The organism is Candidatus Hadarchaeales archaeon (assembly GCA_038736355.1).
Lineage (GTDB): Archaea > Hadarchaeota > Hadarchaeia > Hadarchaeales > WYZ-LMO6 > WYZ-LMO6.
In genome coordinates, this window is record JAVYML010000003.1 from 130,263 (window position 1) to 152,486 (window position 22,224).

Consider the following 22,224-nt stretch of genomic DNA (forward strand, 5'->3'; position numbering starts at 1 on the left):
GGTGGAGATAAAAAGGGCCAGAACAAGGGGAATGATGCTCGGAGAAGTGGGGAAGATCCTCATGGCCCTTTTTGTCATCATGGATCCTTTCGGCAGCATCCCGATCTTTCTTCTTGTGACAGAAGGAATGGATGGAAGGAAGGTGAGTCGTGCGGCGGGTTACGCGGTAGGGGTAGCGGGTTTGGTGCTCTTCTTCTTCCTCTTCTTGGGTGACCCCCTCTTCAGGGTCCTGAGGGTGGAATTTTCCTCCCTCAGGATTGGAGGGGGTTTGGTGCTGGGCGTGCTCGGAATGGAGCTCGTGCTCGGCAGGAGTCTCCTCAAAAAGGAAGTGAAGGGATCACCTGCTCTTTCCCTGATAGGTACCCCCATGCTCACTGGACCTGGTGTTATCGTTTCCACCATGATTTTTGTCAAGACGTATGGGTACCTTCCCGTCCTCTTTGCCTCTTTCCCCCTCCTGTTTTTGAGTTGGATGGTACTGAGACTCTCCTCTTTTTTCCACCGGGTGCTGGGGAAGGATGGGATAGAAATCCTCTCCAGGTTGATGGGGCTCTTGTTAGTGACCATAGCCGTGGATTTGGTCATGGGTGGAGTAAAGGAAGCTCTGTGAAAGGAAAAACCGTTTTATTGGAGGAAGTTCCATCGGCTTCGGATGAAAAGGAGAATGGCCTTTGAAATGCTGTTGGTCATCCTAGCTTTCGTAAGCGTAGGCCTTCTCCTCTACGAACTGGACCATCCCGAGGTCGCTTGGTTTACCACTTCCTGTGATTTCTTCATAGCCATTCTCTTCTTGGGTGAGTACCTCTTCTCCACCTTTAAGGCTGAACGTAGGTTGCGTTACGCCCTCACCCATTGGTATGATCTGTTGGCTTCCATCCCCATTCCCTTTTCCGCCGTGAGGATGTTCAGGACCATAAGGATAGTGAGGATGGTCAGGATCATCCGAACCCTCAGGGTACTGAGGCTAAGCAGGACCCTAGGCTTCCTTTCGCAAAGCAGGATCGGTACCGTTTCCGTGGTCTTTTTGATGGCCGTTCTCCTTGGGGGTACTTCCTTTTATCTGTTGGAGTATGGACAGAATCCTTCTTTGGGGAAATCCTTAGATGGCCTTTACTGGGCGATCGCCACTGTTACCACGGTAGGTTATGGGGACATCGTAGCGGTCACCACGGTTGGAAAGGTACTCACGATCTGTCTCATGGTTTTCGGCATAGCCGTATACGCCACCCTCGCTGGATTGCTGGCAGGATATTTGGTGAGGAATAAAGAGGAGGGACTGGAGGAAAGGATAGGGAAGATAGAAAGGAAACTGGAGGAGCTTTCCAAGGCCCTCCGTTCCAAAGATTCAAAACTCCGTTAAATCCAGCACCTTTCCACCCTTCCTTTTCAGTAACTCAGCAGGTAAGTCCCAGATCGCTTTCGCCCTTTCCACGATTACCCTGTCACTCGAGGCCGAGATCTCACAGGAACTCACTTCCCTGTCGACTCCCTTCACCGCCCTGCATCTCGCTCTTATTCCTTCCCTTTGCAGGAGTTCTTCCATTTCCCTAGCTAGCTTCCCACTCCCGCTCGCTGGACTGTCGAAAAAGACCTTTACTTCGCCTGGTTCGACTTCTTTCAAGAGGAGGGCTATCTCCTCCATGACTTTCCAAGTTTCTTCACTCATTTTGTACTTTCCGAAAACCGTTCTCAGATCCCTTAGGAGACCATCATCACACCTTATCACGGTATCGCCGCGGAGGAGGCTTTCACAGGTGATGAGGACGTTGTATCCATCCACTCCTAGAAGCCTTCCCTTAACTTCCTGCATGTTCACGAGCTTTTTCCGGTTTTCCTCCGCTTCCTTCCGTGAAAAGACGCAACGGGCGAGGAGATGGCGCTGGTGGGAGGGGAGACAGTAGTGATCGGAAACCACCCTCACCGCAAGTTCCCTCGGGTATCCCCTATCCAGGAGATATCTGAGGTCCTTAACCGCTTCCCCTGTCCTTTCACTCCACATAAATGGCAGGTCTGAAGGGGAGGGCACCCTTACTCCTTCCCTTGGGGTCGTAAATTTCGGGATCGTCCTCCCTGAAGACCTTTACCTCTGCTCCCAGTAACCTCTGCAAATAGGCCGAGTTCTCTTTGAGGATTTGGTATTCATCCACTTTCGAGAGGAGGGTAAGCTTCTCGATGGGGGAGTCCTTGGTTTCTTCCAATACCTTCGCTAGGAAGGAAGCCAGTTCGGCTTTGGGCTTTCCCATCTTTTCCTCCAGATGTCGGAGGAGCTCACCTCTATCGGTCTTTCCCTCCAAAAGCTTCTCCACGATCATCTTCCCGGCTTCCCTCTTCCATCCGGAGGGGGTATAGAGACATACGAGCTTGGGCTTCACCTTCACCACCCTCACGATTTTCCCCACATCCTCCACCACGGAGGAAAGGAATTCCTCCACGAACTCCGCTTCGGGATCCTTCAACCCTTCCTCCACTTGGGGCCAAGGAGCAAGGGAGACAAAGCCCTTTTCTCCCATCTTGTTCCAGATTTCCTCGCAGAGATGGGGGATGAAGGGGGCAAGAAGGCGAATCCATGTGTGTAATACCTTTCTAAGGACCTCCCCCCTAGCTTCTTCACCCCTCCAGGAGAGATATTTTCTCACCTCCTGCATGAGGGAGAAGAAGGAGTGTTGTAGGGCCCTCCTAGTCTCGAATCTTTCCAAGGCTTGGGTGGCTTCTTCAACCCTTCTCTGAAGCCTACTGAGGAGCCATCTCTCGGGTGTTCCATGGGGGAGGGAGGAGAGGGGGAGGGAGAGGATTTCCTCGCAGAGGGAATGGAACCTTTCGAGCATCCTCAGCATGCTTTCGGCCTCCGTTTTTCTCCAGTTGAAATCCTGCCAGGGCTCGGAAGAGGAGGTCAAGTAAAGCCTCACGGCATCCGCCCCATATTCTTGAACGGCCTTGTTCACCTCTACCAAGTTCCCTTTGGAGGAAGACATCTTTTGCCCCTCCAAGATAGCCATTCCAAAACAGACTATCCCCTTGGGCAGACGGTGGGGGAAGAGGAGGGCGTGATGGAAGATGAAGAAGGTTAAGTGGTTGGGGATGAGTTCGCTGGCGGACATGCGATAATCCAGCGGATACCAGTACTCGAATTCCCTTTTCATACGTTCGAGTAATTCGACGGGAAGGCCGGAAGAGCGGGAGAGTTCCTGTGGATTGCCCTTCCCGTAGAAAACGAAGTCAAAGATTTCATCTCCCAGTTTCTCCGGATCCACCTGCTTGAGGAGGTGGGAGAAGGTATAGTATGCCATGTAGACGGTAGAGTCGCTGAGGGATTCTATGATCCAAGCTGGATCCCAGGGAGCCCTGGTCCCCATCCCCACCTTCCTCGTGCAGGGCCACTCCCTGAGCCATCCTATGGTATGCTCGTACTGGGCCCTGCTTTCTGGGGGGATGAGCTCCATCTTGGCCAAGACCTCCCTGGCTTTTTCCTTCCATTCCTCGTCTGCGTAATTTAGGAACCATTGATCTTCCACCACCTTTATTACCACCGGAGAACCACACCTGCACCTCACGGGTTTTAGGGAAAACTCGTACATGAGGGCGGCCTCCCCTCTTGAGAGGAGGTCCTGTTTTACCAGGTTCTTGGCTTCTGAAACCATCTTCCCCCCGTAAACGGGTATCCAATTCCTCATCCTCCCCTTCGCGAATTCCGTCCTGTAAACTCTGGAAGTGGCTTCCTCCAACTTGGGATCCAGTTGTCCCTTTATTCCCAGCCTCTCCACCTCCTCGGCGGCGGGGAATTCCCCATATCCTTCTACTTCGATGAGGGAGATGGGTTGGAGACTTTCCACTTTTACCCCCCATTCCTTCAACTCCTCTTCCCTGCTCTTGAGTTCCTCCAGGGCCACGTAGTCGTAGGGGGCATGGGAAGGAACGGAACCCACCACCCCCGTGGCATTTTCAGGATCCACAAAGGTGGCAGGGAGGATGGGAACTTTCCTACCTATGAGAGGGACCTCAACCTCGGATCCGAACTTCACTTGAAAAGGTCTCGCTTCTCCCACTCTGTATCCCTGTTCCGCTAGCTTGGGTACGGCCTGCTCGCTCACCACCCATTTCTCTCCGTTGACCTCTACTTCCACGTACCTGACGTTGGGGTTGAGCCAGAGGTTGGTTACACCGAAGACGGTCTCGGGTCGGAGGGTGGCGGCTGGAAAAATCCTTCCTTCCTGTTTGTACTTCAAGAGGGTGAACTCCAAGACTTCCGCCTCTTCTCCTTCCAACAAATCGTGGTCTGTGACGGGGTTGCCGTCCCTGGGACACCATCTCACCGGATGCTTCCCCTTCACGATTAGACCGGCTTCCATGAGTTTGTGGTATTGCCAAGTGATGAACTTGCTGTAGGGTGGATCTACCGTGGTGAAGTCCCTCCTCCAGTCTATGGAGAGACCGAGCCACTTCATCCCCTTTTTATAGCTCAGATCGCTGATTTCGGCGAAGTAAGTTCCAAAATATTTGGGATCTTCCAGTTGGGGAAGGAGCTCCTGAGGTACGCCATAGCGCTTGGTTAGGAGCTCTATGTAGCCTGGCTCCCTCCTCGCTACCCTCTTGGAAGCCCCCACGATCGGTGTGCCGGTGAAATGGAAGGCCATGGGGAAAAGAACGTTGTATCCCCTCATGCGTTTGTACCTCGCGATCACATCTGGAATGGTATAGGTGCGGGCATGCCCTATGTGCATGGGGCCTGAGACATAGGGATAGGCCACGGTGAGATAGAACTTGGGCCTCCCATCGGGTTCGGCCTGGAAAATCCCCGCCTTTTCCCACTCTTCCTGCCACTTCCTTTCCCTCTCCCTAAAATCCATTCTATCCCTCCAGTATCCTCTTCAGGTTTTGGAAGGCCGTTTCCAGGGCCTCCCCCAATCCCTCAACCCTTGGACCTCCCCCTTGTCCGAAGTTCTTCCTCCCCCCACCTCCCCCTCCCAGGGCCTTTGCCGCCGCTGAGGCTATCTCCCCACAGTTCACTCCTTTTTCCACCGCCTTTTGACCTGCCGCCACCACTAAGCTGGCTACCCTGTTGGAGCTCCCCAAAACAATCACCGTATACGGATCCTTACTCATTTCCTCCGCCAATTTTATCATTTCGTCCACCCCCATTCCGGGCATTTCTTCCCTTATCACCAGGAACCCTCCTATCTTGGTTCCCCTTTCCCTCAGAAGGGGGGAGGTCAGGCTGGCGAGCTTCTTCCTCAGAGCTTCCACCTCCTTATACAGCAACTTCCTCTCCTCCACCAACTTCACCACCGCTTTTTCCAGTCCTTCTTCCTGTACCTCAAGCAGGGAGGCCAATCTTGTCCTTTCCTCCTCCCTCTTCCTGATCTCCTCCAAAGCCGCCTTTCCGACCGCAAACTCCAGCCTTTCCACCCCATCCTGGATGCGTTCCGTACGCAGGATCTTCAGCATTCCTATCTCTCCCGTGCTGCTGCAGTGGGTACCCGCACAGGCTTGGGTGTTCCATCCCACCACTTCCACCACCCTGAGTTTCTTTCCCGGTACCACCCCTCCCTGATAGAGCACGAAACCATACCTCTTTTCCGCTTCGTTCCTGTCCATGAAGCGGGCACGGATGGGTAGATTGGCTAGGATCACTTCGTTGGCCTTTCTTTCTATCTCTACCACTTCCTCGGGTTCCAGTCTCTTGAAGTGGGTGATGTCCAGTCTGGACTTGTCTGGAGATTTCTGGGCGCCATGCTGCCATACATGGTCTCCCAGTACCCTCTTCGCCGCTTCCAGCAACACATGGGTAGCGGAATGATGGCGCATGAGGGAACTCCTCCTTTCCCAATCCACCCTGCCCAGAACCCTATCCCCCTTTTTGAAGGGGTTGGAGGTCAGATGGTGAACAACCGCTTCCCCCACCTTTTCAACCTTTACCACCTCAACCTTCTCTCCCTTCCCCTCCAAAAAGCCCGAATCTCCCTCCTGTCCTCCCCCTTCGGGATAAAAGGCCGTGCGGTCCAGGACTACCTCTTTCCCCTCGCTCCAAACCACCTTTGCCTTGAATTCCTTCAGGTAGGGATCTTCGTAAAAGAGAAGCCTGGTACGCGGAAGCCTTTTCTCCTCCCTTCTCTCCCCCCCTTCTTTTTTCCCGGAGGCATGCCTTTCGGCCACTTTGATGTAAAAGTCCTCAGGTACCTCCACCTTCACCCCCATTTCCTCTCCCACCTCTTTGACCACCTCCGGTGGAAGACCGTGGCTGTCGTAGAACTCGAAGAGCTTCTCTTGGGGTAGGGAGGGGGTTTCGAGGGAGGAGAGGGTCCTTTCCACCAGCCTCCTCCCCCTGGTTATGGCATCCAGATACCTCTTTTCCTCCAACTCCACCACCCTGAGGATGTATTCCCTTTTTTCCTCCAATTCCGGCTGGGAGAGGAACTCAAGTTCCATGACCATCAGCTCCGAGAGTGGAAGCTTGAGTCCAGCTTCCCTCAGGAGCCTGAGGGTTCTCCTCAACACCAATCTGGCCAGATACCCTTCCCTCACATTACTCGGGGTGATCCCATCTCCCAGCATAAAGGCCAGACATCTGAGGTGGTCCGCTATAGCGTAAAGGGCTTCGAGGGGGGTCATCCAACGGTCGAGCTTTTCCTTGTTCACTCCAGAGCGCTCCGCCACCTTTTCCCTGAGCAGTGCCAAATCCCTCCCGCTTTCAACGTCGATCAACCCCGCTATCTTCGAGTGCAGCTCTAGGAGTTCCTCGGGGGGCCTTTCGATGCCGGCCTCCCTTTCCAGTCTGCGGAGGAGGGGACCAAAAATGGCTTCGTAAACCGAAGTACTACCCTGTGAAACCCAGGCAATCCTCTCCAGCCCATATCCCGTGTCCACTATCTGGAGGGGGAGCTTCCTGTACTCTCCGTTCACCACCCCATATCTCATGAAAACGAGAGTGGCCAGCTCCAGTCCTCCGGCGTTAACTTCGAAGTCTTCCCCCGCATTCCCTCCTCCCTCCCAGAAATCCTCTACGTAGTTGAGGTCTTCTTCCCTTATCCCCAATTCTCTCGTGAAGAATTCGTGGCAGAGTTCCACCGTTCTGTCATTCCAGTAGATCCTCTCCCTCTTGGAGTTGAAGGCGTGATGCCCCCCCATGTGGAAGAGGGTTAGGTGTCTTCCCGATCTCCCCACGTTGTCTATGTCGTTTAGGCGTATGCTCGGTTGGCTGACCACCAGGGGATTGGCCGGTGGGGGGACCTGTCCGCTCGTTACCCAAGGCTGGAAGTTGGCTATGGAGGCTATGGTGAGGAAGATGTCTTCCCTCCACCTCGCCACAACCGGATACCTCTTGATGATCTTGTGTCCTCTCCTCTCGAAGAACTTGAGGAAGATCCTTTCGGCTTCCTTGAGCGAGAGCCTCCTTTTGGTGAGGGGTTTTCCTATAAAGGAATACTCGTCGCAGGGGGTGTCGCCACACGTTTTCCTCTCGGGATGAAGGGTCCAAAACCACCTCCCGCACCCCTCGCACTTCCTCCTCTCGAACCCTTTCTCCCTGAAGAGTTCTACACGGTAGAGCTTTCCCGCCTTTTTCATGTTCTGCATCCAGAATCCTCCCCCTTTGAAAGTTAAAACTACCCTCCCTTGAGGGCCCCTAAGATGAGCGGAAGACAGATAGTGGCATCTCCCTCTACCGTGATGTGTTTGGCCTTCCTTCCTATTTTCCCCCAAGAAATGGCTTCATGGGTTCTAGCCCCCGAAAGACTCCCATCGTATTCGTGGGCCGTAGTGAGGTAGACCGCATAGCTCAATCCCCCCTTGAACTGCGCCCACCAGATCAGGTGATGCTTGCTTATCCCTCCCCCCACGATGAGTCCCCCAGTCCTCTTGGAAGACCAAATCCTTTCGGAGAGGAGATCTTCATCCTTCATGGTGTTGATCCTGAAATCATGATCTTGGCAAAAGGCCCAGAGCTGGTAACCCACGGCACCATCGATTATCCCGGGTACGATGACGGGAACTTTTCTCTTGTAACACCAGTAGAGGAAGGATTCTTCCTTCCCTATCCATCTCCCCAACTCCCAGCAGAGCTCGTAAGTGGAAAATTCCCTCTTCCCCGATAGGTAAACCTTTTCCAAGAATTCCCTCATTTTTTCTTCTATGAGTATCCCATAGGAGGAATCGGGTATGAAAACATTTCCTAACCTGTTTATCCCCTTCTTCCTCAACTCCCCATCGTCCACGTGGAAGCTTCCATGATAATACTCCCCGTAGCTCCTCGCTAGGTCATGGTCAAGGGTTCCGCAGGTGGTGAGGACCAGATCGAAGAATCCCTCCTTCACGAAATCCCTTATCACGCCTCTGGTTCCCGTGGCCATCAGACAGGCTGGGAAGGAGAGCATCTTCAGACATTCCTTGTCGGAAAGCATCTCCTTCAGGATCTCCACACCTTGGGCTAGGAGCTGGGCGTTGAAGCCACCACAGGAGCTAAACTGTTCTATGAGTTCCTTTATCCCTGTGCGCGAGGAAATCCTGAGATCCTTCACGGCTCGCCCTTTCATGAACCCAGAAAGGAGGTCAGCCGAAGAGGGCAGCCAGCCCAGCCATGGCTTCTTCTTCCTTCTTCTCTTCCTCTTTCTTCTCTTCCTTCTTCTCCTCTACTTTGGGGGGAGCAGGAGCCGTTTGGGCCACAGGAGCAACGGCCACTGTGGAGGCACTTTTCAGGACCTCATCGATGTTTATCCCTTCCAAAGCGGAGAGGAGCGCCTTCACCCTAGCTTCGTTTACTTCTATGCCCGCAGCCTTGAGCACGTTCGTTAGACTCTCCTCATCTGGCTTCTTACCGGCCGCATGCAGGAGCATCACGGCATGTACGTATTCCATTTTTACACCTCCAGAGGATCATTTTTTTACTCCTACCCCTTTATGAACCTTTCCCCTCTACTTGAGAGGAAAGGTAGAGGGCTTGCAGATGGGCCTGAATCAGGAGCTCGGAAACGGTTTCCTTGGTGAGGAAGATTGGGGAAAGGGAACGGGCTAGGGCTAGGGCCTTCGTGTGGGATTTCAGGAGTAGATGAGGCATGGTGAACTTGGTTGGATAATCCAAGGCAAGGGCGAGGGTGAGGGCCTCCTCATGGGCCTTCCTGAGCTCGCTGGAAACCACTTCTTCATCCAATTCCAACAATTCCCCGGAAAAGATCAGACCCCCTTCATATGCCGCTCTGAGCTTGAGGATGAGTTCCACCGGTTCTATCCCTATCTTGGAGAGAAGGTCTGCGATTTCCCTCGTTATCACTTCTCCCCTTTTCACCACCGTGAAGTCCTCGGAAACCACCACCTTTCCTGCTTGCACTTTGGCCTTCACTCCCACCCTTTGAAGTTCGCTGACGATGGGTCCGGGAGGAAAGTCCGTTTCTCCGGCTTTGATGATGACGTCGGTGGAAGCGACCCTCCCAGGCTTGGGTGGAGCCCTTTCCCTTTCCTCTTTGATGAGGCGGTTGAGCTTAAGGGGTGGAAGGTCTGTGAAGACAAGGGCGCTCTGACCTTTTACGTGCTCTGAAAGTTTCTCCAGTCCTTTCCTCTCCTTTGAGGCCTCGGAAAGGGCCAACTTGATGAGGGTATTCCTAGCCACCAAGATTTCGGCCTTTCCCCTCAACTTTTCCCTGATCCTTTGGAAGAGGGGGGCAGGAAAGCCCTCGAAGTCTAGGACCCCCACCACCTTCGAGGAGAGAATTTTCTCCTTCAATTTCTTCAGGGTCTCCACTTTCCAAGAAGGATAGGTGGTTCTTTTCATCTCCTCACCTCCAGCTTTACGGGTTTGCCCATGGTGGTCTTCAGATAGACGGCTTTGATGCGACCTTTTCCCTTTTGGAGGGCGGTCTCCAAAGCCTCCAGTACACTGAGGGCGTTTTCAGCCACTTGTTCATCGGGCATTCCTTCATCCCCTATTCTGGCCCTAATGGCGAGCTGGTCCCTGGTCCTGAGAAAGAGGAGCTTTCGATATCTCTGTAGGACTTGCTGGAGGTTTACGTTAGGGGGTAGAGGTCTCGGAATCTTATCCCTTGGACCGAGGATACGTCCCAGCAACCTTCCGACCAGAGGCATGAGGTCGGGTTGGGCTAAAAAGAGATCGTATTCCTTTGCCAGTTTTTTGACCTTTTTGGGATTTTTGCCCAATTCTTCCAGTTCTTCCCTGGAGAGTACAAGGTCTGCCCCTGCTTCCTTGGCCTTCAGGGCCATCTCACCTTCCGCAAAAACGACAATCCTTCTGGTCTTTCCGGTGCCATGGGGGAGAAAAGCCTCGAAGGAAATCCTTTCTTCGGTCTTCTTCAAGTCCAGATTTTCTAAGCTTATTTGGATTTCTATTCCCTGCTTGAACTTTCTCCCCTTTCCGTTTTCCTTTGCCTGCTTTATGGCTTCTTTAAGTGCCTCTTTGGAAATCATTTCAGCTCCTCCTCGTATTTGCCTTCGTCGATCTCCCTTTGGACTTCCCTCGGATCTTTACCTTCAACGGTCACCCCCATGCTCTTGCAAGTTCCCAGTACCTCCTTCACCTTCTTCTTAAGGTCTCCACCTTTCTCCTTGGCTATCTTGATGACTTGGGAAAGGGTAAGGTTGCCAACCACTTCCTTACCCGCAGTTTTAGCTCCCTTTTCTATCCCCAGCTCCTTTTTTATTAGGACCGAGACGGGAGGAGAGCCCACTTCTATCTGGAATTCCTTCGTTTTTCTGTCCACGGTAAGGATGACGGGTACTTTCATGCCACTGAACTTTGCGGTAGCTTGGTTTATTTTCTGAACTACCTGCCCCACGTTGACCCCTAGGGGTCCCAGGGCTGGGCCAAGGGGGGGTCCTGGATTGGCCTTTCCTCCTTCTACCAGTAGCTTTATCCTAGCCTTCATCGAAACACCACCCCCTCATCCACTAAAAAGCTTCTCTATGGGGATTGTTCTCCTTCGGCACCCTTTTTCTGTATCACCTTTACAGCTTCTGACTTGACGGTCACGGGTATGGGTACGGTGGCTTCGAAGAACTCAACCGTCACTTCCTCTTTCTCCCTATCCACCTGTACAATCCTCGCCCTCTCCCCCTTAAAGGGTCCTGAACAGATTTCTACCAAGTCTCCCACCTCCATCCTCGTTACGGGAGGTTTGGGAAAGAGATATTGCTCCAGTTCTTCTATGGAAAGCTCTCCAGAGACCATCCCCCTGGCATGCTTTACCCCTGCCCTGGCTTTTTCCACGGAGCTCCTTCCGTATGCTTCGACGAAGAGATAACCTGAGAGGTTGGCAGGAGCCATCACGGCTAGGATGGGAAGGTTCTGTTTTTTGGCGTGAGCGATGATCACATCAGCAGTATTCTTTTCTTGACCTACCGTGACCCTTATGGCATAGATGGATGACCGCTGGGCCTCTTCCTTTTCTTCTTCCAAACTTAGGCACCCCCCAACAGAAGCCTGCTGATGGCCATGATGAGAAAGCCCACCATTCCGATAAGCAAAATCCCCACTCCAGTAACTTTCGAGGCTTCAGTGAATTCCTCTTGGTTCGGTTTCCTAGCTACCAGGAGAACACGCCTTATTTCGCTCAGTTTGGTGCTCATATCCTCTTCAACCCTAGATCTATTTGCTCTGGTTTTAGTTTGGGGGTGGGTGGCTTGGGCTGGGAATGGGGAGAATAGACTCCCGTCACTACCAACAACACCCTCAAGTTATTCTTCATTTCTTCGGAAATTTGGGCGCCGCATATCACCAGGGCATCGGGGTCCAGCACCTCAGAAACCTTGCCGAAGACTATCCCGGCTTCGCTGAGGGTAAGGCTGGGTCCACCTACCACGTTGATCAGGGCCCTTTTGCCCCCCGAAATGTCGACTTCCAGCAAGGGACTGTGGATGGCCTCTTCCACGGCTTCTTCAGCCCTGTTTTCGGTATCGGATTCTCCTATTCCTATAAGCGCGGTACCGCTATCCTTTAAAACGGTTTTCAAGTCGGCGAAGTCCAAGTTGATAAGACCTGGCTTGGTTATAGTTTCCGTTATTCCCTTTACGGCATTCATGATGATTTCATCGGCTACTTTGAAGGCAGCCCCCATGGGTAGGGCCGGAGCCAATTCCAAGAGCTTGTCGTTGGGGATGACGATCATGGCATCCACGTTCTGCTTCAGCCTTTCCAAACCCTGCCTCGCGTTGAGCATTCTTCTGTTTCCCTCCACCCTGAAAGGCAAGGTTACCACGGCAACCGTTAGGGCGTTGAGTTTTCTAGCTATTTCCGCCACGACCGGCGCGGCACCCGTTCCCGTACCTCCACCCAACCCGCAAGTGATGAAAACCATGTCGGCTCCGTACAGGTGATCTTTTATCAAATCTTCGTCCTCCCTGGCAGCCTGCTCCCCCTTTGCAGGGTCCGCTCCTGCCCCCATTCCACCGGTAGTTTGTTTACCTATGAGGATCTTGCGATCGGCTAAAGTGTAGAGGAGGTCTTGGGCGTCCGTGTTGATCGCAATGGTTTCGGCCCCATAAATTCCTACTTCCATCATTCTGGAGAGGGTATTTCCTCCACTTCCTCCACATCCCACCACAAGGATTTTTACCGCAGCCTTTTCGTGGATTTCCTTGAGTTCCTGGTCTGTGTACCCTCTCTTGGCAGGTTTTTTCTCCCTTCCTATTTCTATGCCTGGTTTGACAGAGTCTACAAAGGATGGAGCACTCATTTCATCAGTGAAAGGAGTTTTCTTTGGTTTTAAAGCTTTTGAGAAAGAGAGCGTTTTACCGTGAGCTTCGTCACTCCCAATTTCCTACACGTTTCGCTTACTATTTTTTTCTGTTCCGAGTTTAGACCGTCTTCGTCCGAGAGGACTAAATCGGCTCCTCCTTGAGTTCTAGAGAGGGCTTGTTTCAAGAGCCCTTCCGTGAAGGTCACATATTTTGGAAGGAGATGACCTATCCAGTACTTGGTTTTGAGGACGGTTTCGGTGTGTCTAGGTGCGTAATGTGGTCCTCCCACTCCTATTGCCCTCAAGCATTCTCCAGGAGGGGAAAGAACGGCTTTCGCCACGGCTTTTCCAGCCTCTTCTTTGGTCCACTCTTCTCTGGTGCTGCCTATCTCCACGAAAGTTACTGGGACGCTCAGATCGGTGGGACCGTGATGGGTGGCCTCTAAACAGACTTGGTGGGGAAGGTTCATTTCTTCCTTTGCCTCCTGGAGAGAGCGCAGAATCGATCCCACCGTTTCAGGTTTAGCAAACGCCAGCTTTTCCCTTTGGGGTTCTCCTGGAACATGTACCGAAAGGGTAGGTACTCCTGAGATGCTGACATGTCTTGAGAGGATTATCACCTCCTCGACGGGAAAGGGGAGGAACCTCATCTCCAGCGGGTTTTCCTCCGAGAAAAGGAGAGCGAGTTTCCCATAATAATATACTTCTCCCCGTTTTTGGAAGGGGTAAGATTTGAGGAGATGGCGGCAGATGTTTTGGGCAGCTGGATCTTCCAGCGGGGCTAGAAGGAGCCTGGAGACCCAAGTCCTTTCTCGTGAAGTCATCTTCCCTGTTGCAGGAGGTTCCTGAGTTCATCCACCACGGCTGGATCCTCAATAGTAGAGTAATCTCCTAGGGGTTGGTTGGAGAGAAGGGCTTTTAGTAGCCTTCTCATGATCTTGCCGCTCCTGGTTTTGGGCAACCTGTTCACGAAGAAGAAACCACCGAAAACCACAAGCGGACCCATCAAGTTCCTCACCTTCTCCCTTATCTCCTCCTTGAGGGCATCCGAGGGAGAAAAACCGCTTTTGAGCACCACAAAGGCACAGGCCACTTCCTTTCTGATGGGGTCTGGCATTCCCACCACGGCAGCTTCCGCCACCGCGGGATGGGTGAGGAGAGCACTTTCCACTTCTATGGCCCCTATTCTATGCCCTGAAATCTTTATTACCTCGTCCGTTCTGGCAATGAACCAAATGTATCCGTCTTCGTCCTTCTTGGCAGCATCCCCCGTGTAGTAATAGGGAGGGATCCTATTCCAATATTCTTCCACGTATCTTCCTTCCGCCCTCCAAAGGGTTTGGATGAGACCCGGAAAGGGTTTTTTCACCACAAAGATTCCTTCCACTCCGGGGGGTACGGGATTTCCCTTCTCGTCCACCACTTCCCCTTCCACTCCGGGTAGGGGGATGGTCGCTGATCCGGGTTTGATGGGGAGGAGGGAGATACCGTAGGGATTGCCCACAATCGGTCCACCGGTTTCGGTTTGCCACATGTGGTCTACCACCGGTGCCCTATCTTTCAGCACTTTCTTCTGTAACCATTCCCAGGCTGCAGGATTGAGAGGTTCGCCCGCCGAGGCCACGAACTTGAGGGAACTTAGGTCATACTTGGAGGGGAGTTCCTCCCCATACTTCATGAGGGTTCTGATGAGTGTGGGTGAAACCCACATTTTCGTTACCCTGTGTTTTTCTACCAATTTCCAAAGGATGTCGGGGGAAGGATAATCGGGGGTGCCCTCGTACATCAGAGTGGTGGCACCTACCAGCAACGGTCCAAAAAGCACGTAGCTAGATCCAACGATCCATCCAATGTCTGAAAGGCAGAACCAGATGTCCTTTTCCTCCAGACCATACACCCATTTCCCCATGGCGTACACGTAAACTTGATACCCTCCATGGTTGTGCAAAGCTCCCTTAGGTTTTGCGGTGGTTCCGGAGGTATATAGGATGAAAGCAGGTTCATTGGCTTCCATGGGAACGAGTTCCGCATTTTCCCTTTTCCCAAGCTTGAGGGCTTCTTCCCAGTACAGATCCCTTTCTGGTTTGGTAATGGCTCCCCCCTCACCCCTTTTCAGGATTATTACCTTCTCCACATGGTTGGGAAACTCCAAAGCCCTGTCCAAAATTTCCTTCAGGCGTATGGTGGTTCCCCTCCGATAGGCTAAATCGGCGGTTAATACTACCTTGGGATCGGCATCAGCTATTCTCTCTGCAAGCGCATGATAACCGAAGCCCGCAAAAACGGGCGAATAAATGGCGCCTATCCTGAGACAAGCAAAGATGCCCACTGCGGCTTCGGGTACCATGGGCATGTAAAGGGTTACCCTATCCCCTTTCTTTACCCCTAAGGCCCTCAAAGCGGAGGCGAACCTCTTTACCTCTTCCAGAAGCTTCCTATAGGTGAAGGTCCGATTTTCTCCCGTTTCGGCAGACTCCCAAATCAGTGAGGGTTTATCACCCTTTCCCCTTTCCACATGGCGGTCCAAACAGTTGTAAGAAATGTTGGTGGTTCCACCTACGAACCACTTGAAGAAAGGATATTTTTCCTTCTCGAAGACTTTTTTGTACTTCTCGAACCAGTGAAGCTCTTCGGCGACCTCTCCCCAAAGCTTCTCTGGGTTTTTTCTGCCTAGATCTATCATTCTTTGGAGTTCGGGTGGAAGTGCCAGAGCCATTCCTTCTTCTTGATCCCTTACTTAAAAAAGGAATAGGTTCAGACCTTTATGATCCTATATCCCGAGGCCTTCCTCAGCCTATTTGCCAGCGCCACTCCCAGCCCCTTCAGGGGCATTCCTTCTGCCAAAATGATTTCCACGCCTTGGGTATCCAACTCCCTTAGGGCTCCGAAAAGCCTTCTGGCAGCCTCTTCCAAATCACCCCTTTTTCCCAGCGAAGAGGTTGCATCCGCGCTACACCCAGAAAGGGTCTCTTTCGTGGCTAAAATCCCCACTTTCTTACCCTTTTTTCTGAGTTCCTCAGAAAGTCTTCTCAGCTCTTTCTCCACGGCTTGAGGTTCGCCTTCTACCACCCACATCTCTGCTTTGGGAGCATAGTGTCTATACTTCATGCCCGGAGACTTGGCCTCTTTTATTTCCGGTTCTTTTTCCAATAGCACGGAAGGATGGAAAGCCACTTCTCCCAACACTTCTTCTAGGGCCTCCTTGGGGATTCCTCCTGGTCGGAGGATTTGGGGCGGTTGGACCGTTAGGTCAAGTACCGTCGACTCCACGCCTATGGGAGTGGGTCCTGCATCTAGAATTAGGTCTATTCTACCCCCTAGATCCTCTAATACATGTTCGGCTCTGGTGGGACTGGGTCTTCCCGCTAAGTTGGCGCTTGGTGCTGCTATGGGTGTTCCGCTCCTGCGGATGAGGGCTAGGGCTACTTCATGTTTGGGCATGCGTATGGCTATGGTTTCCAGCCCACAGGTGGTGATGGAGGGGACGGAAAGGGAGCGTTTCAGAACAAGGGTGAGAGGCCCTGGCCAGAACTTCTCAGCCAGTTTCTTGGCTTCGGAAGGAACTTCCCTCGCCAACAGATAAAGTTCCCCTTGGTCCCCAATGTGCACGATTGGTGGGTTGTCGGGGGGTCTTTTTTTGGCTTCGAAAAGGTGGAGTATGGCTTTGGGGTTCAGGGCATCTGCCCCCAGTCCGTACACTGTTTCGGTGGGAAAGGCCACTAGCCCACCTTCCCTAAGCTTCTTGGCGGCTAGGGCTATCTTCTCCGGCTCAGGGTTTACCGGATCCACCTTCAGGACTATCGTTTTCATCTTCGTCCTTTCGTCCTAGAATAAAAGAAGTCAGCGAGATAGTGGGCCCGGAGGGATTCGAACCCTCGATCTTCGCCTCGTCAAGGCGACGTCATTGGCCACTAGACCACGGGCCCCAATTTTTCTCCTCTTCTCCCGTTTTTAACCCCGCCGGGAACCCCTCTTGGGGAGTGCCATCACCGCACCGGCTAGGAATCCCCCTATGTGGGCCCAATATGCCACTTCGGAAGGAGCCCCCGCCACCAGAAAAAGGGAGGCGCTGAGGGCTTGGAGTATGAACCAAAAGCCCAAAAAGAAAAAGGCCGGAATCTTGATCACCCTGATGAAGTAGAAGTACATGACGGCGGTGAGCACCTTAGCCCTGGGATAAAGGACAAGATAGGCACCCAAAACTCCTGAAATGGCTCCTGAGGCTCCTATGGCTGGAATGGTTGAGGAGGGATTGGAAAGGAGGTGTGAGAGGGAAGCCGCAAGCCCGCAGAGGAAATAAAAGATCAAGAACTTCTTTCTGCCGAAGGCGTCCTCTATATTGTCCCCGAAAATCCAGAGGTAGAGCATGTTCCCTCCTATATGGAGGAAGCCACCATGGAGGAACATGGAGGTGAAAAGAGTATAAAGTTCCTTGCCTTGGGATACCAAAAAGGGTTTCATTCCGTATTCGTTCACGATTTCTTCGAAGGATCCCGAAAAGTAAGACCAAAGGAAGATCCCGAAGTTCAGGATTATGAGGAGGGTGGTAAGGATGGGTCTACGGCGGGTAGGGTTTTCATCCTTAAGGGGAAACATTCTTTCAGGAAACTTGTTCTCCGAGTTTTTCTTTCCATCGGAATCGAGAATTTTTATTGAGCTAGGTTAGTATTCTCAGGCGGGAAGAGCGTCTTGCTATTCATGGAGTCCAAGGGTTTCACCCTTATCATCTGGAATTCCAGAAGCTCAGACCCTTTCCTTTCCCCATCTTAAAGCTCCCCGGATGGGACAGATGAGGTTTTTTGGACGAGAGCGAAGGCCAGTTCTTGCCCACACCCTGCACCTTTGTGGACATTCCCGTCGTAGTATACCCCCGACAGGAATTCCATTATCCAATCCTTTCCGGTAAAGGCTTGGTCTTTCCAGAAGGGTGAAGGGTTTCATCCCCTCAGGAAGAAATATGGGCCCATCTCGATTTGAGTTATAGGCAAACAAATTTTTTTTTCTCGGTTTTCAGAAAATAAAAGTGAGGTTGTGGTCACTTAGTCCCAAGTATTTGGATGCGAGGGGATTGGTTGCCCTTTGGAGGGAGGGCCTTTTGGCCAAGGGAATTTTGGAGGGCCGCTTAAAGGGCTACAGCAAACATCCGCAATTGCTGAGGTTCAGAAGGTATAAAGATCCCCCCGTTTTGATCAATGCCTATCTCTACCAGGTGTATTTGGAAGCCGAGAGAAGGGGCTACGAGTTCGATGTTTCCAAGATAAAGCCTCTGGTTTTGGAAAAGGAAGTGCCGGTAACTAGGGGGCAACTGGGGTTTGAGTTTTTGCATCTGTTGGAGAAGATTCGGAAAAGGGACAGGAAAAAATTCGAGGAGGTAAAGAAAGTACCCTTGGACAAGGTGGAACCACATCCCGTTTTCAAGGTGGTAGAGGGAGGAATAGAGGAGTGGGAAAAATCCATTCAAAAAGGTGGACCGGGCGGGATTTGAACCCGCGACCTCCCGCATGCCAAGCGGGCGATCATACCAGGCTGATCTACCGGCCCACCATCCTCCTTTGGTAAGGGAGGATATAGATTTTTGACCGGTTTATCTCAGCCTTAGTCTCTGTACGGATTTAGTCTTCCAGCTGTACTTATACATCCTTCTGGTCCTGCCGAACCCGCAAGCCGCACACTTGCCTTTTTGAAGGTGGAAAGACCTCCTTCCGCACCTGCGACACCTGACGTGTACCGGTTTGTGCTTTTTACCCATCGAGGGAGTACCCTTTGTCATGGTTTCACTCCGCAGGGGAGATGTAAACTACGTTGTCCCCTCTTATCATCATAGTTCCAAATCTTCTCGTTGGTTCACCGTTCTGGAGCTCCTCTGCATCCTCTAGCACTAGGTTAACATGGACATCGAAACCAGCCAGCTTACCCCGGAATTCCCGTCCTCCTTTGAGACTCACCAGTACCGAGGACCCCAGAGCACGGTTCAGCAGGTCCATTGGCCTTTGTGCTCCCATCGAATTCACTACTCTCTTTTCCCCCGTTATTAATCTCTTTCTAAAACAAGCCTGGTTCCTTTTTAATATGGCTGGGAATCATCAACTGGATGGTAAGGAGGTACTGTCTGAGGAAGTCGGAAATCAGGGAACTAAAAGAAAGGGTGGAGAAAGAATTGGGTCTGGAAGTGGAGGGAAAAAGGTTTGAAGTTATGGAGGAGAAAGGGAGGAGGCTGATCTTGGTAGACAGTTCCCTTTCTTTACTGGAGGAAGGTGGGAAAATCTTCCCCTTTCTCGGCTGGGCGGACAGGCTGAAAAGGAAGGTGGTGGTAGACATGGGTGCAGTACCCCATTTGGCCAGGGGGGCGGATGTGATGTCTCCTGGAGTGGTTAGGGTAGAAGGCGAGATAAAGCCTGGGGAAATCGTGGCCGTGGTGGACGAAAGGCACGGAAAGGCACTTGCAGTTGGGGAGGCTTTGGTGGCTGGAGGTGAAATGATGGGGAGAAAAGGTAAGGTGGTCAGAAATCTACATCATGTGGGAGATGCGATTTGGAAATTGGCGGGAGGAGGAACTTAAGTTTAATAAATCCTTAAATAATGGGGAAGATGAGGAAAATTGAGTCCTATGAAAGTCTTTAAAAAACTCTTCCCAAAGCGGGGGGAAGTGGAAGGAGTACAAGTGGTGGAAACCGAGATAAGCAAGGAAGAAAGGTTGGGGATTGAACCCATTCAGATAAAAAGCATGTCTTTGGAATCTTCAGAAGACCTCAAAAAGGTGGGTGATGAGCTGAGAGCCGGTAATATCGTTATCCTCAACATCGCTTCTTTCATGAGCAGGGACATAGAGGGCCTTAAACAAGCCATAGCCCAGCTCAAGGGCATGTGTTATGCCATAGGAGGAGACATAGGAAGACTGGGAGACTCTTGGATAGTGGCTACTCCCAAATACGTGACCATCCAATTCAGGGAACAGGAGACGGGACCCGTTACCTGAGTCTTATAGCTTCAAGGTTGGGGGGAGCCCTCGTTTCCACCCGAAGGATTTTGTGGAGGGTGCTGGCTAAGTTTAAGCACCTGCTTTCTTCCCCATGGCAGCATACGATTCTGGAGGGTTTGGGGGAAAGTCTCTTCACGTAATTGATGAGTTGGTTCCTATCCGAATGGCCGCTGAAACCGTCTATCGTTTCTACCCTCATCTTCACTTCTACCACTTCCATCCTACCGTCCTTCCCCCGTAGGGGAATTTCCCTCCAGCCCTTCTGAATCCTCCTTCCCAGGGAACCCTCGCTTTGGTACCCTACGAAGACCAGCGTGTTTTTGGGATCCGGAGCGAGGTGCTTGAAGTATTCCAGTACGGGTCCTCCAGTCATCATTCCAGCCGTGGCCAAGATTACGGAGGGGCCACCGTCCACGATGGCTTGTCTGTCTTCGGGTTTCCTGACTTGGATGAAGATTTCGGAGAGGAAGGGGTTTTCATCCTGAAAGATCAGCTTTCTGAGGCTCGGTGAGAGGTATTCAGGATAGAGGGCGTGGATGGCAGTGGCTTCCCAAATCATTCCATCCAAGTATACCTCACCCTCAAACTCTCCCCTTCGATGGGCCTCTTCTAAGAGCATCATTATTTCCTGCGACCTTCCCACGGCGAAAACCGGGACGAGTACCTTTCCACCCTCTCCTAACGTTTCCTTCACCAGCTGGAGGAACTTCTCTTCGGCCTCGGCCCTGGGGAGTTGAAGGCTATCGGGTCCTCCATAGGTACTTTCCATGATGAGGGTCTCCACCCTGGGGAAGGAACAAACGGCCGGAAGAAAAAGCTTGGTGCGATCGAATTTGATGTCTCCAGTATAGACCACATTATGTAATCCTTCTCCGAAGTGGATGTGGACTATAGAGGAACCCAGAATGTGGCCTGCGTTGTAAAGGGCAATCTTGATGTCCGGGGAGATATCCGTGATCTCCCCCCATTCCAAGGTAATGCAATGTTGTACGAAGGCCTTTACCTCCTTCTGGGTGAAGGGGGCAGTCTTGTCCTCCCTTTCCCCGACCTCCAGGTAATCTTGGAGCAGGAGTACGGCTAGGTCCCTGGTGGGTGGGGTACAATAAACGGGTCCCTCATAGCCATACCGATAAAGGTAGGGTAGGAACCCCACATGATCGAGATGGGCATGGGAGATTACTACGGCATCCAATTCCGCAAGCCTGAGCTCGGGAGCTTCCAGATGGGGATAGGCCCTCTCTTCCGAGGCCACGTTTATTCCACAGTCCAGCATCACCTTACTTTCTGGGGTTTGAAGGAGAATGGAAGATCTTCCCACTTCCCTGGCTCCACCCAAGAAGGAAATCCTCAACCAATCTCCCCTCCCCCTGGGTTGCCTGTGAATCCTCCTTCCTATCCCATGTAAGATTTCCAACTTCCTTCCGCTGTTCTGGAAAAGGGAGAAGCGTATTCCTTGGACGAGCTCGGACTGGATGGGGGGAGTACGCACCACCTTTGGGGCCCATCCTATTTCCTTCATCAACATTCTCAAGTTGGAGCCGTCCTTTCCTATGGCCACTCCAGGTCTCTGAGCTTCTATCACCACCTCTCCTGTGGCTTTGTCGAAGAGAATGGCCGTTATCCCTGCTTCTGGTGGGATGAGTTCCTTTATCCTCTTCTCGGCCTCCTTTTCTTCCATCAGAAGTCTTGGATCTGGCCGGACGAGGATACGCTTATGCAGTTTTCTCGCCAAATCCTTGATAACCTCACCCTTTTCGGTGAGGAGGTTAAGGTTTTTACAATACATGACGATTTTAGGTCCCTCGAACTCCACTTCTGAGACCGACTCCGCTAGCACGGGATCCTGCCTGATCAGCTCTTTTGCCTCTTGTAGCAAATCTCCCGCCGACATGTTCTCACGTTTTGAGGATCAGGAGAGCTTCAGGATTTCTTCCGGTGAGAGGGATTGAATGCCGCTTTCCCTTATCACCATCACTTCCACTTCGTTCCCAGTGGCTATGTCCCTTTGCATGGCTGTTTTTACGGCTTTTATGGCCACGGGGAGGACTTCCTTGACCTTGGCCCCTTCCTTGATTTCATTTTCCAGGACTCCGTAGGCGACGGGTGAACCCGAACCCGTGGCAACCATTTTTTCTTCCGTGAGGGTACCTTCCATACCTACGAAATAGAGCCTCGGTCCCCTCTCGTCTATCCCTCCCACGAGGAGATGGGCTAGGTAGGGGAAGAAGAATTGGGAGTGGAGGAGATTGGAAGCCATCTTGGCCACCGCACTTACGGTTATGGGTTTTCCTTCCTTAACGGTGTAAAGGGAAGCCTCAGCCCTGAGGATTCTTACCAAGGCCTGTACGTCCCCCACACCTCCAGCCATGGTAACGGCTATTTTGTCGGAGATTTGGTAGAGCTTCTTGGCTCTTTTGCTGGCGATTAAGTGTCCGGCCGTGGCCCTGGTGTCCGCGGCCAGCACCACGCCATCCTTGCAGACCACTCCCACAGTGGTAGTGCCAGTGATTTTTTTCTGATCCACCAGCTCAACTCCTTAGAAAATGACCATTTCTTTTTTGTGATTTCATA

24 protein-coding genes and 2 tRNA genes are annotated in these 22,224 nt (G+C 52.1%); 6 read left to right on the forward strand and 20 right to left on the reverse strand.

Annotated features, from left to right (window positions below; all coding sequences use genetic code 11):
- The first annotated feature begins 1 nt into the window (after window position 1).
- Entirely contained in the window at window positions 2-610 is a 609-nt protein-coding gene (locus tag QXG22_05485) for a MarC family protein (protein ID MEM0359437.1), read from the forward strand.
- A 42-nt stretch (window positions 611-652) separates the two neighbouring features.
- Complete coding sequence (locus tag QXG22_05490; protein ID MEM0359438.1) at window positions 653-1,360, forward strand: potassium channel family protein; 708 nt, start codon at window positions 653-655, stop codon at window positions 1,358-1,360.
- Here the strand turns inward: QXG22_05490 and QXG22_05495 are convergent.
- From QXG22_05495 to QXG22_05570, 16 genes are all read right to left on the reverse strand, one after another.
- Window positions 1,346-1,999 (reverse strand): DUF434 domain-containing protein, encoded by a 654-nt coding sequence (locus tag QXG22_05495; GenBank protein MEM0359439.1) that lies wholly within the window; start codon window positions 1,997-1,999, stop codon window positions 1,346-1,348. The genes QXG22_05490 and QXG22_05495 overlap by 15 nt on opposite strands.
- On the reverse strand, window positions 1,989-4,844 hold the full coding sequence (gene leuS / locus QXG22_05500) for a leucine--tRNA ligase (GenBank protein MEM0359440.1): 2,856 nt from the start codon (window positions 4,842-4,844) through the stop codon (window positions 1,989-1,991). The genes QXG22_05495 and leuS overlap by 11 nt, the downstream gene beginning before the upstream one ends.
- Window position 4,845: 1 nt before the next feature.
- Window positions 4,846-7,569: an alanine--tRNA ligase gene (gene alaS, locus QXG22_05505; protein ID MEM0359441.1), complete on the reverse strand. Its 2,724-nt coding sequence runs from the start codon at window positions 7,567-7,569 to the stop codon at window positions 4,846-4,848.
- A gap of 29 nt (window positions 7,570-7,598) precedes the next feature.
- Entirely contained in the window at window positions 7,599-8,525 is a 927-nt protein-coding gene (locus tag QXG22_05510) for a deoxyhypusine synthase (GenBank protein ID MEM0359442.1), read from the reverse strand.
- A 16-nt stretch (window positions 8,526-8,541) separates the two neighbouring features.
- Window positions 8,542-8,847: a 50S ribosomal protein P1 gene (gene rpl12p / locus QXG22_05515; GenBank protein ID MEM0359443.1), complete on the reverse strand. Its 306-nt coding sequence runs from the start codon at window positions 8,845-8,847 to the stop codon at window positions 8,542-8,544.
- A gap of 40 nt (window positions 8,848-8,887) precedes the next feature.
- A complete protein-coding gene (locus QXG22_05520; protein MEM0359444.1) occupies window positions 8,888-9,757 on the reverse strand; it encodes a 50S ribosomal protein L10 in 870 nt (289 codons plus the stop codon).
- Window positions 9,754-10,407, reverse strand: coding sequence for a 50S ribosomal protein L1 (locus tag QXG22_05525; GenBank protein MEM0359445.1), 654 nt, complete (start codon window positions 10,405-10,407; stop codon window positions 9,754-9,756). The genes QXG22_05520 and QXG22_05525 overlap by 4 nt, the downstream gene beginning before the upstream one ends.
- Entirely contained in the window at window positions 10,404-10,865 is a 462-nt protein-coding gene (locus QXG22_05530; protein ID MEM0359446.1) for a 50S ribosomal protein L11, read from the reverse strand. Before QXG22_05530 ends, QXG22_05525 begins: the two co-directional genes overlap by 4 nt.
- A 35-nt stretch (window positions 10,866-10,900) precedes the next feature.
- Complete coding sequence (locus tag QXG22_05535) at window positions 10,901-11,395, reverse strand: transcription elongation factor Spt5 (protein MEM0359447.1); 495 nt, start codon at window positions 11,393-11,395, stop codon at window positions 10,901-10,903.
- Between the two features lie 2 nt (window positions 11,396-11,397).
- Window positions 11,398-11,565 carry a protein translocase SEC61 complex subunit gamma gene (locus QXG22_05540; protein ID MEM0359448.1) on the reverse strand — a complete coding sequence of 56 codons (168 nt, stop codon included), beginning with the start codon at window positions 11,563-11,565 and terminating at the stop codon, window positions 11,398-11,400.
- A complete protein-coding gene (ftsZ, locus tag QXG22_05545; GenBank protein MEM0359449.1) occupies window positions 11,562-12,671 on the reverse strand; it encodes a cell division protein FtsZ in 1,110 nt (369 codons plus the stop codon). Before ftsZ ends, QXG22_05540 begins: the two co-directional genes overlap by 4 nt.
- Before the next feature lie 29 nt (window positions 12,672-12,700).
- Window positions 12,701-13,498, reverse strand: coding sequence for a D-aminoacyl-tRNA deacylase (locus tag QXG22_05550; GenBank protein ID MEM0359450.1), 798 nt, complete (start codon window positions 13,496-13,498; stop codon window positions 12,701-12,703).
- A complete protein-coding gene (gene acs, locus QXG22_05555; protein MEM0359451.1) occupies window positions 13,495-15,390 on the reverse strand; it encodes an acetate--CoA ligase in 1,896 nt (631 codons plus the stop codon). Before acs ends, QXG22_05550 begins: the two co-directional genes overlap by 4 nt.
- A 38-nt stretch (window positions 15,391-15,428) precedes the next feature.
- Complete coding sequence (locus tag QXG22_05560; protein ID MEM0359452.1) at window positions 15,429-16,484, reverse strand: L-threonylcarbamoyladenylate synthase; 1,056 nt, start codon at window positions 16,482-16,484, stop codon at window positions 15,429-15,431.
- Between the two features lie 42 nt (window positions 16,485-16,526).
- Window positions 16,527-16,600: transfer RNA gene (locus QXG22_05565), tRNA-Val, on the reverse strand.
- A gap of 25 nt (window positions 16,601-16,625) precedes the next feature.
- Complete coding sequence (locus QXG22_05570) at window positions 16,626-17,135, reverse strand: rhomboid family intramembrane serine protease (protein MEM0359453.1); 510 nt, start codon at window positions 17,133-17,135, stop codon at window positions 16,626-16,628.
- Here QXG22_05570 and QXG22_05575 point away from each other — a divergent pair.
- Both QXG22_05575 and QXG22_05580 read left to right on the forward strand, forming a co-directional pair.
- Window positions 17,055-17,330, forward strand: a complete 276-nt coding sequence (locus QXG22_05575) for a hypothetical protein (protein MEM0359454.1) — start codon at window positions 17,055-17,057, stop codon at window positions 17,328-17,330. The two genes, QXG22_05570 and QXG22_05575, sit on opposite strands and share 81 nt — an antisense overlap.
- A gap of 367 nt (window positions 17,331-17,697) precedes the next feature.
- Window positions 17,698-18,159, forward strand: a complete 462-nt coding sequence (locus QXG22_05580; GenBank protein MEM0359455.1) for a pyrimidine dimer DNA glycosylase/endonuclease V — start codon at window positions 17,698-17,700, stop codon at window positions 18,157-18,159.
- On the opposite strand, the gene QXG22_05585 is transcribed toward QXG22_05580, so the two are convergent.
- Both QXG22_05585 and QXG22_05590 read right to left on the reverse strand, forming a co-directional pair.
- A tRNA-Ala gene (locus QXG22_05585) sits at window positions 18,141-18,215 on the reverse strand. The two genes, QXG22_05580 and QXG22_05585, sit on opposite strands and share 19 nt — an antisense overlap.
- A 233-nt stretch (window positions 18,216-18,448) precedes the next feature.
- Window positions 18,449-18,676 (reverse strand): LSm family protein, encoded by a 228-nt coding sequence (locus QXG22_05590; protein ID MEM0359456.1) that lies wholly within the window; start codon window positions 18,674-18,676, stop codon window positions 18,449-18,451.
- Between the two features lie 89 nt (window positions 18,677-18,765).
- On the opposite strand from QXG22_05590, the gene QXG22_05595 reads away from it, so the two are divergent.
- Complete coding sequence (locus tag QXG22_05595; protein MEM0359457.1) at window positions 18,766-19,233, forward strand: DUF1947 domain-containing protein; 468 nt, start codon at window positions 18,766-18,768, stop codon at window positions 19,231-19,233.
- A gap of 48 nt (window positions 19,234-19,281) precedes the next feature.
- Entirely contained in the window at window positions 19,282-19,650 is a 369-nt protein-coding gene (locus QXG22_05600) for a cell division protein SepF (GenBank protein MEM0359458.1), read from the forward strand.
- Here QXG22_05600 and QXG22_05605 read toward each other — a convergent pair.
- Complete coding sequence (locus QXG22_05605; GenBank protein MEM0359459.1) at window positions 19,643-21,544, reverse strand: beta-CASP ribonuclease aCPSF1; 1,902 nt, start codon at window positions 21,542-21,544, stop codon at window positions 19,643-19,645. The two genes, QXG22_05600 and QXG22_05605, sit on opposite strands and share 8 nt — an antisense overlap.
- A gap of 18 nt (window positions 21,545-21,562) precedes the next feature.
- Window positions 21,563-22,177 carry an archaeal proteasome endopeptidase complex subunit beta gene (psmB, locus tag QXG22_05610; GenBank protein ID MEM0359460.1) on the reverse strand — a complete coding sequence of 205 codons (615 nt, stop codon included), beginning with the start codon at window positions 22,175-22,177 and terminating at the stop codon, window positions 21,563-21,565.
- Window positions 22,178-22,224: the final 47 nt, after the last annotated feature.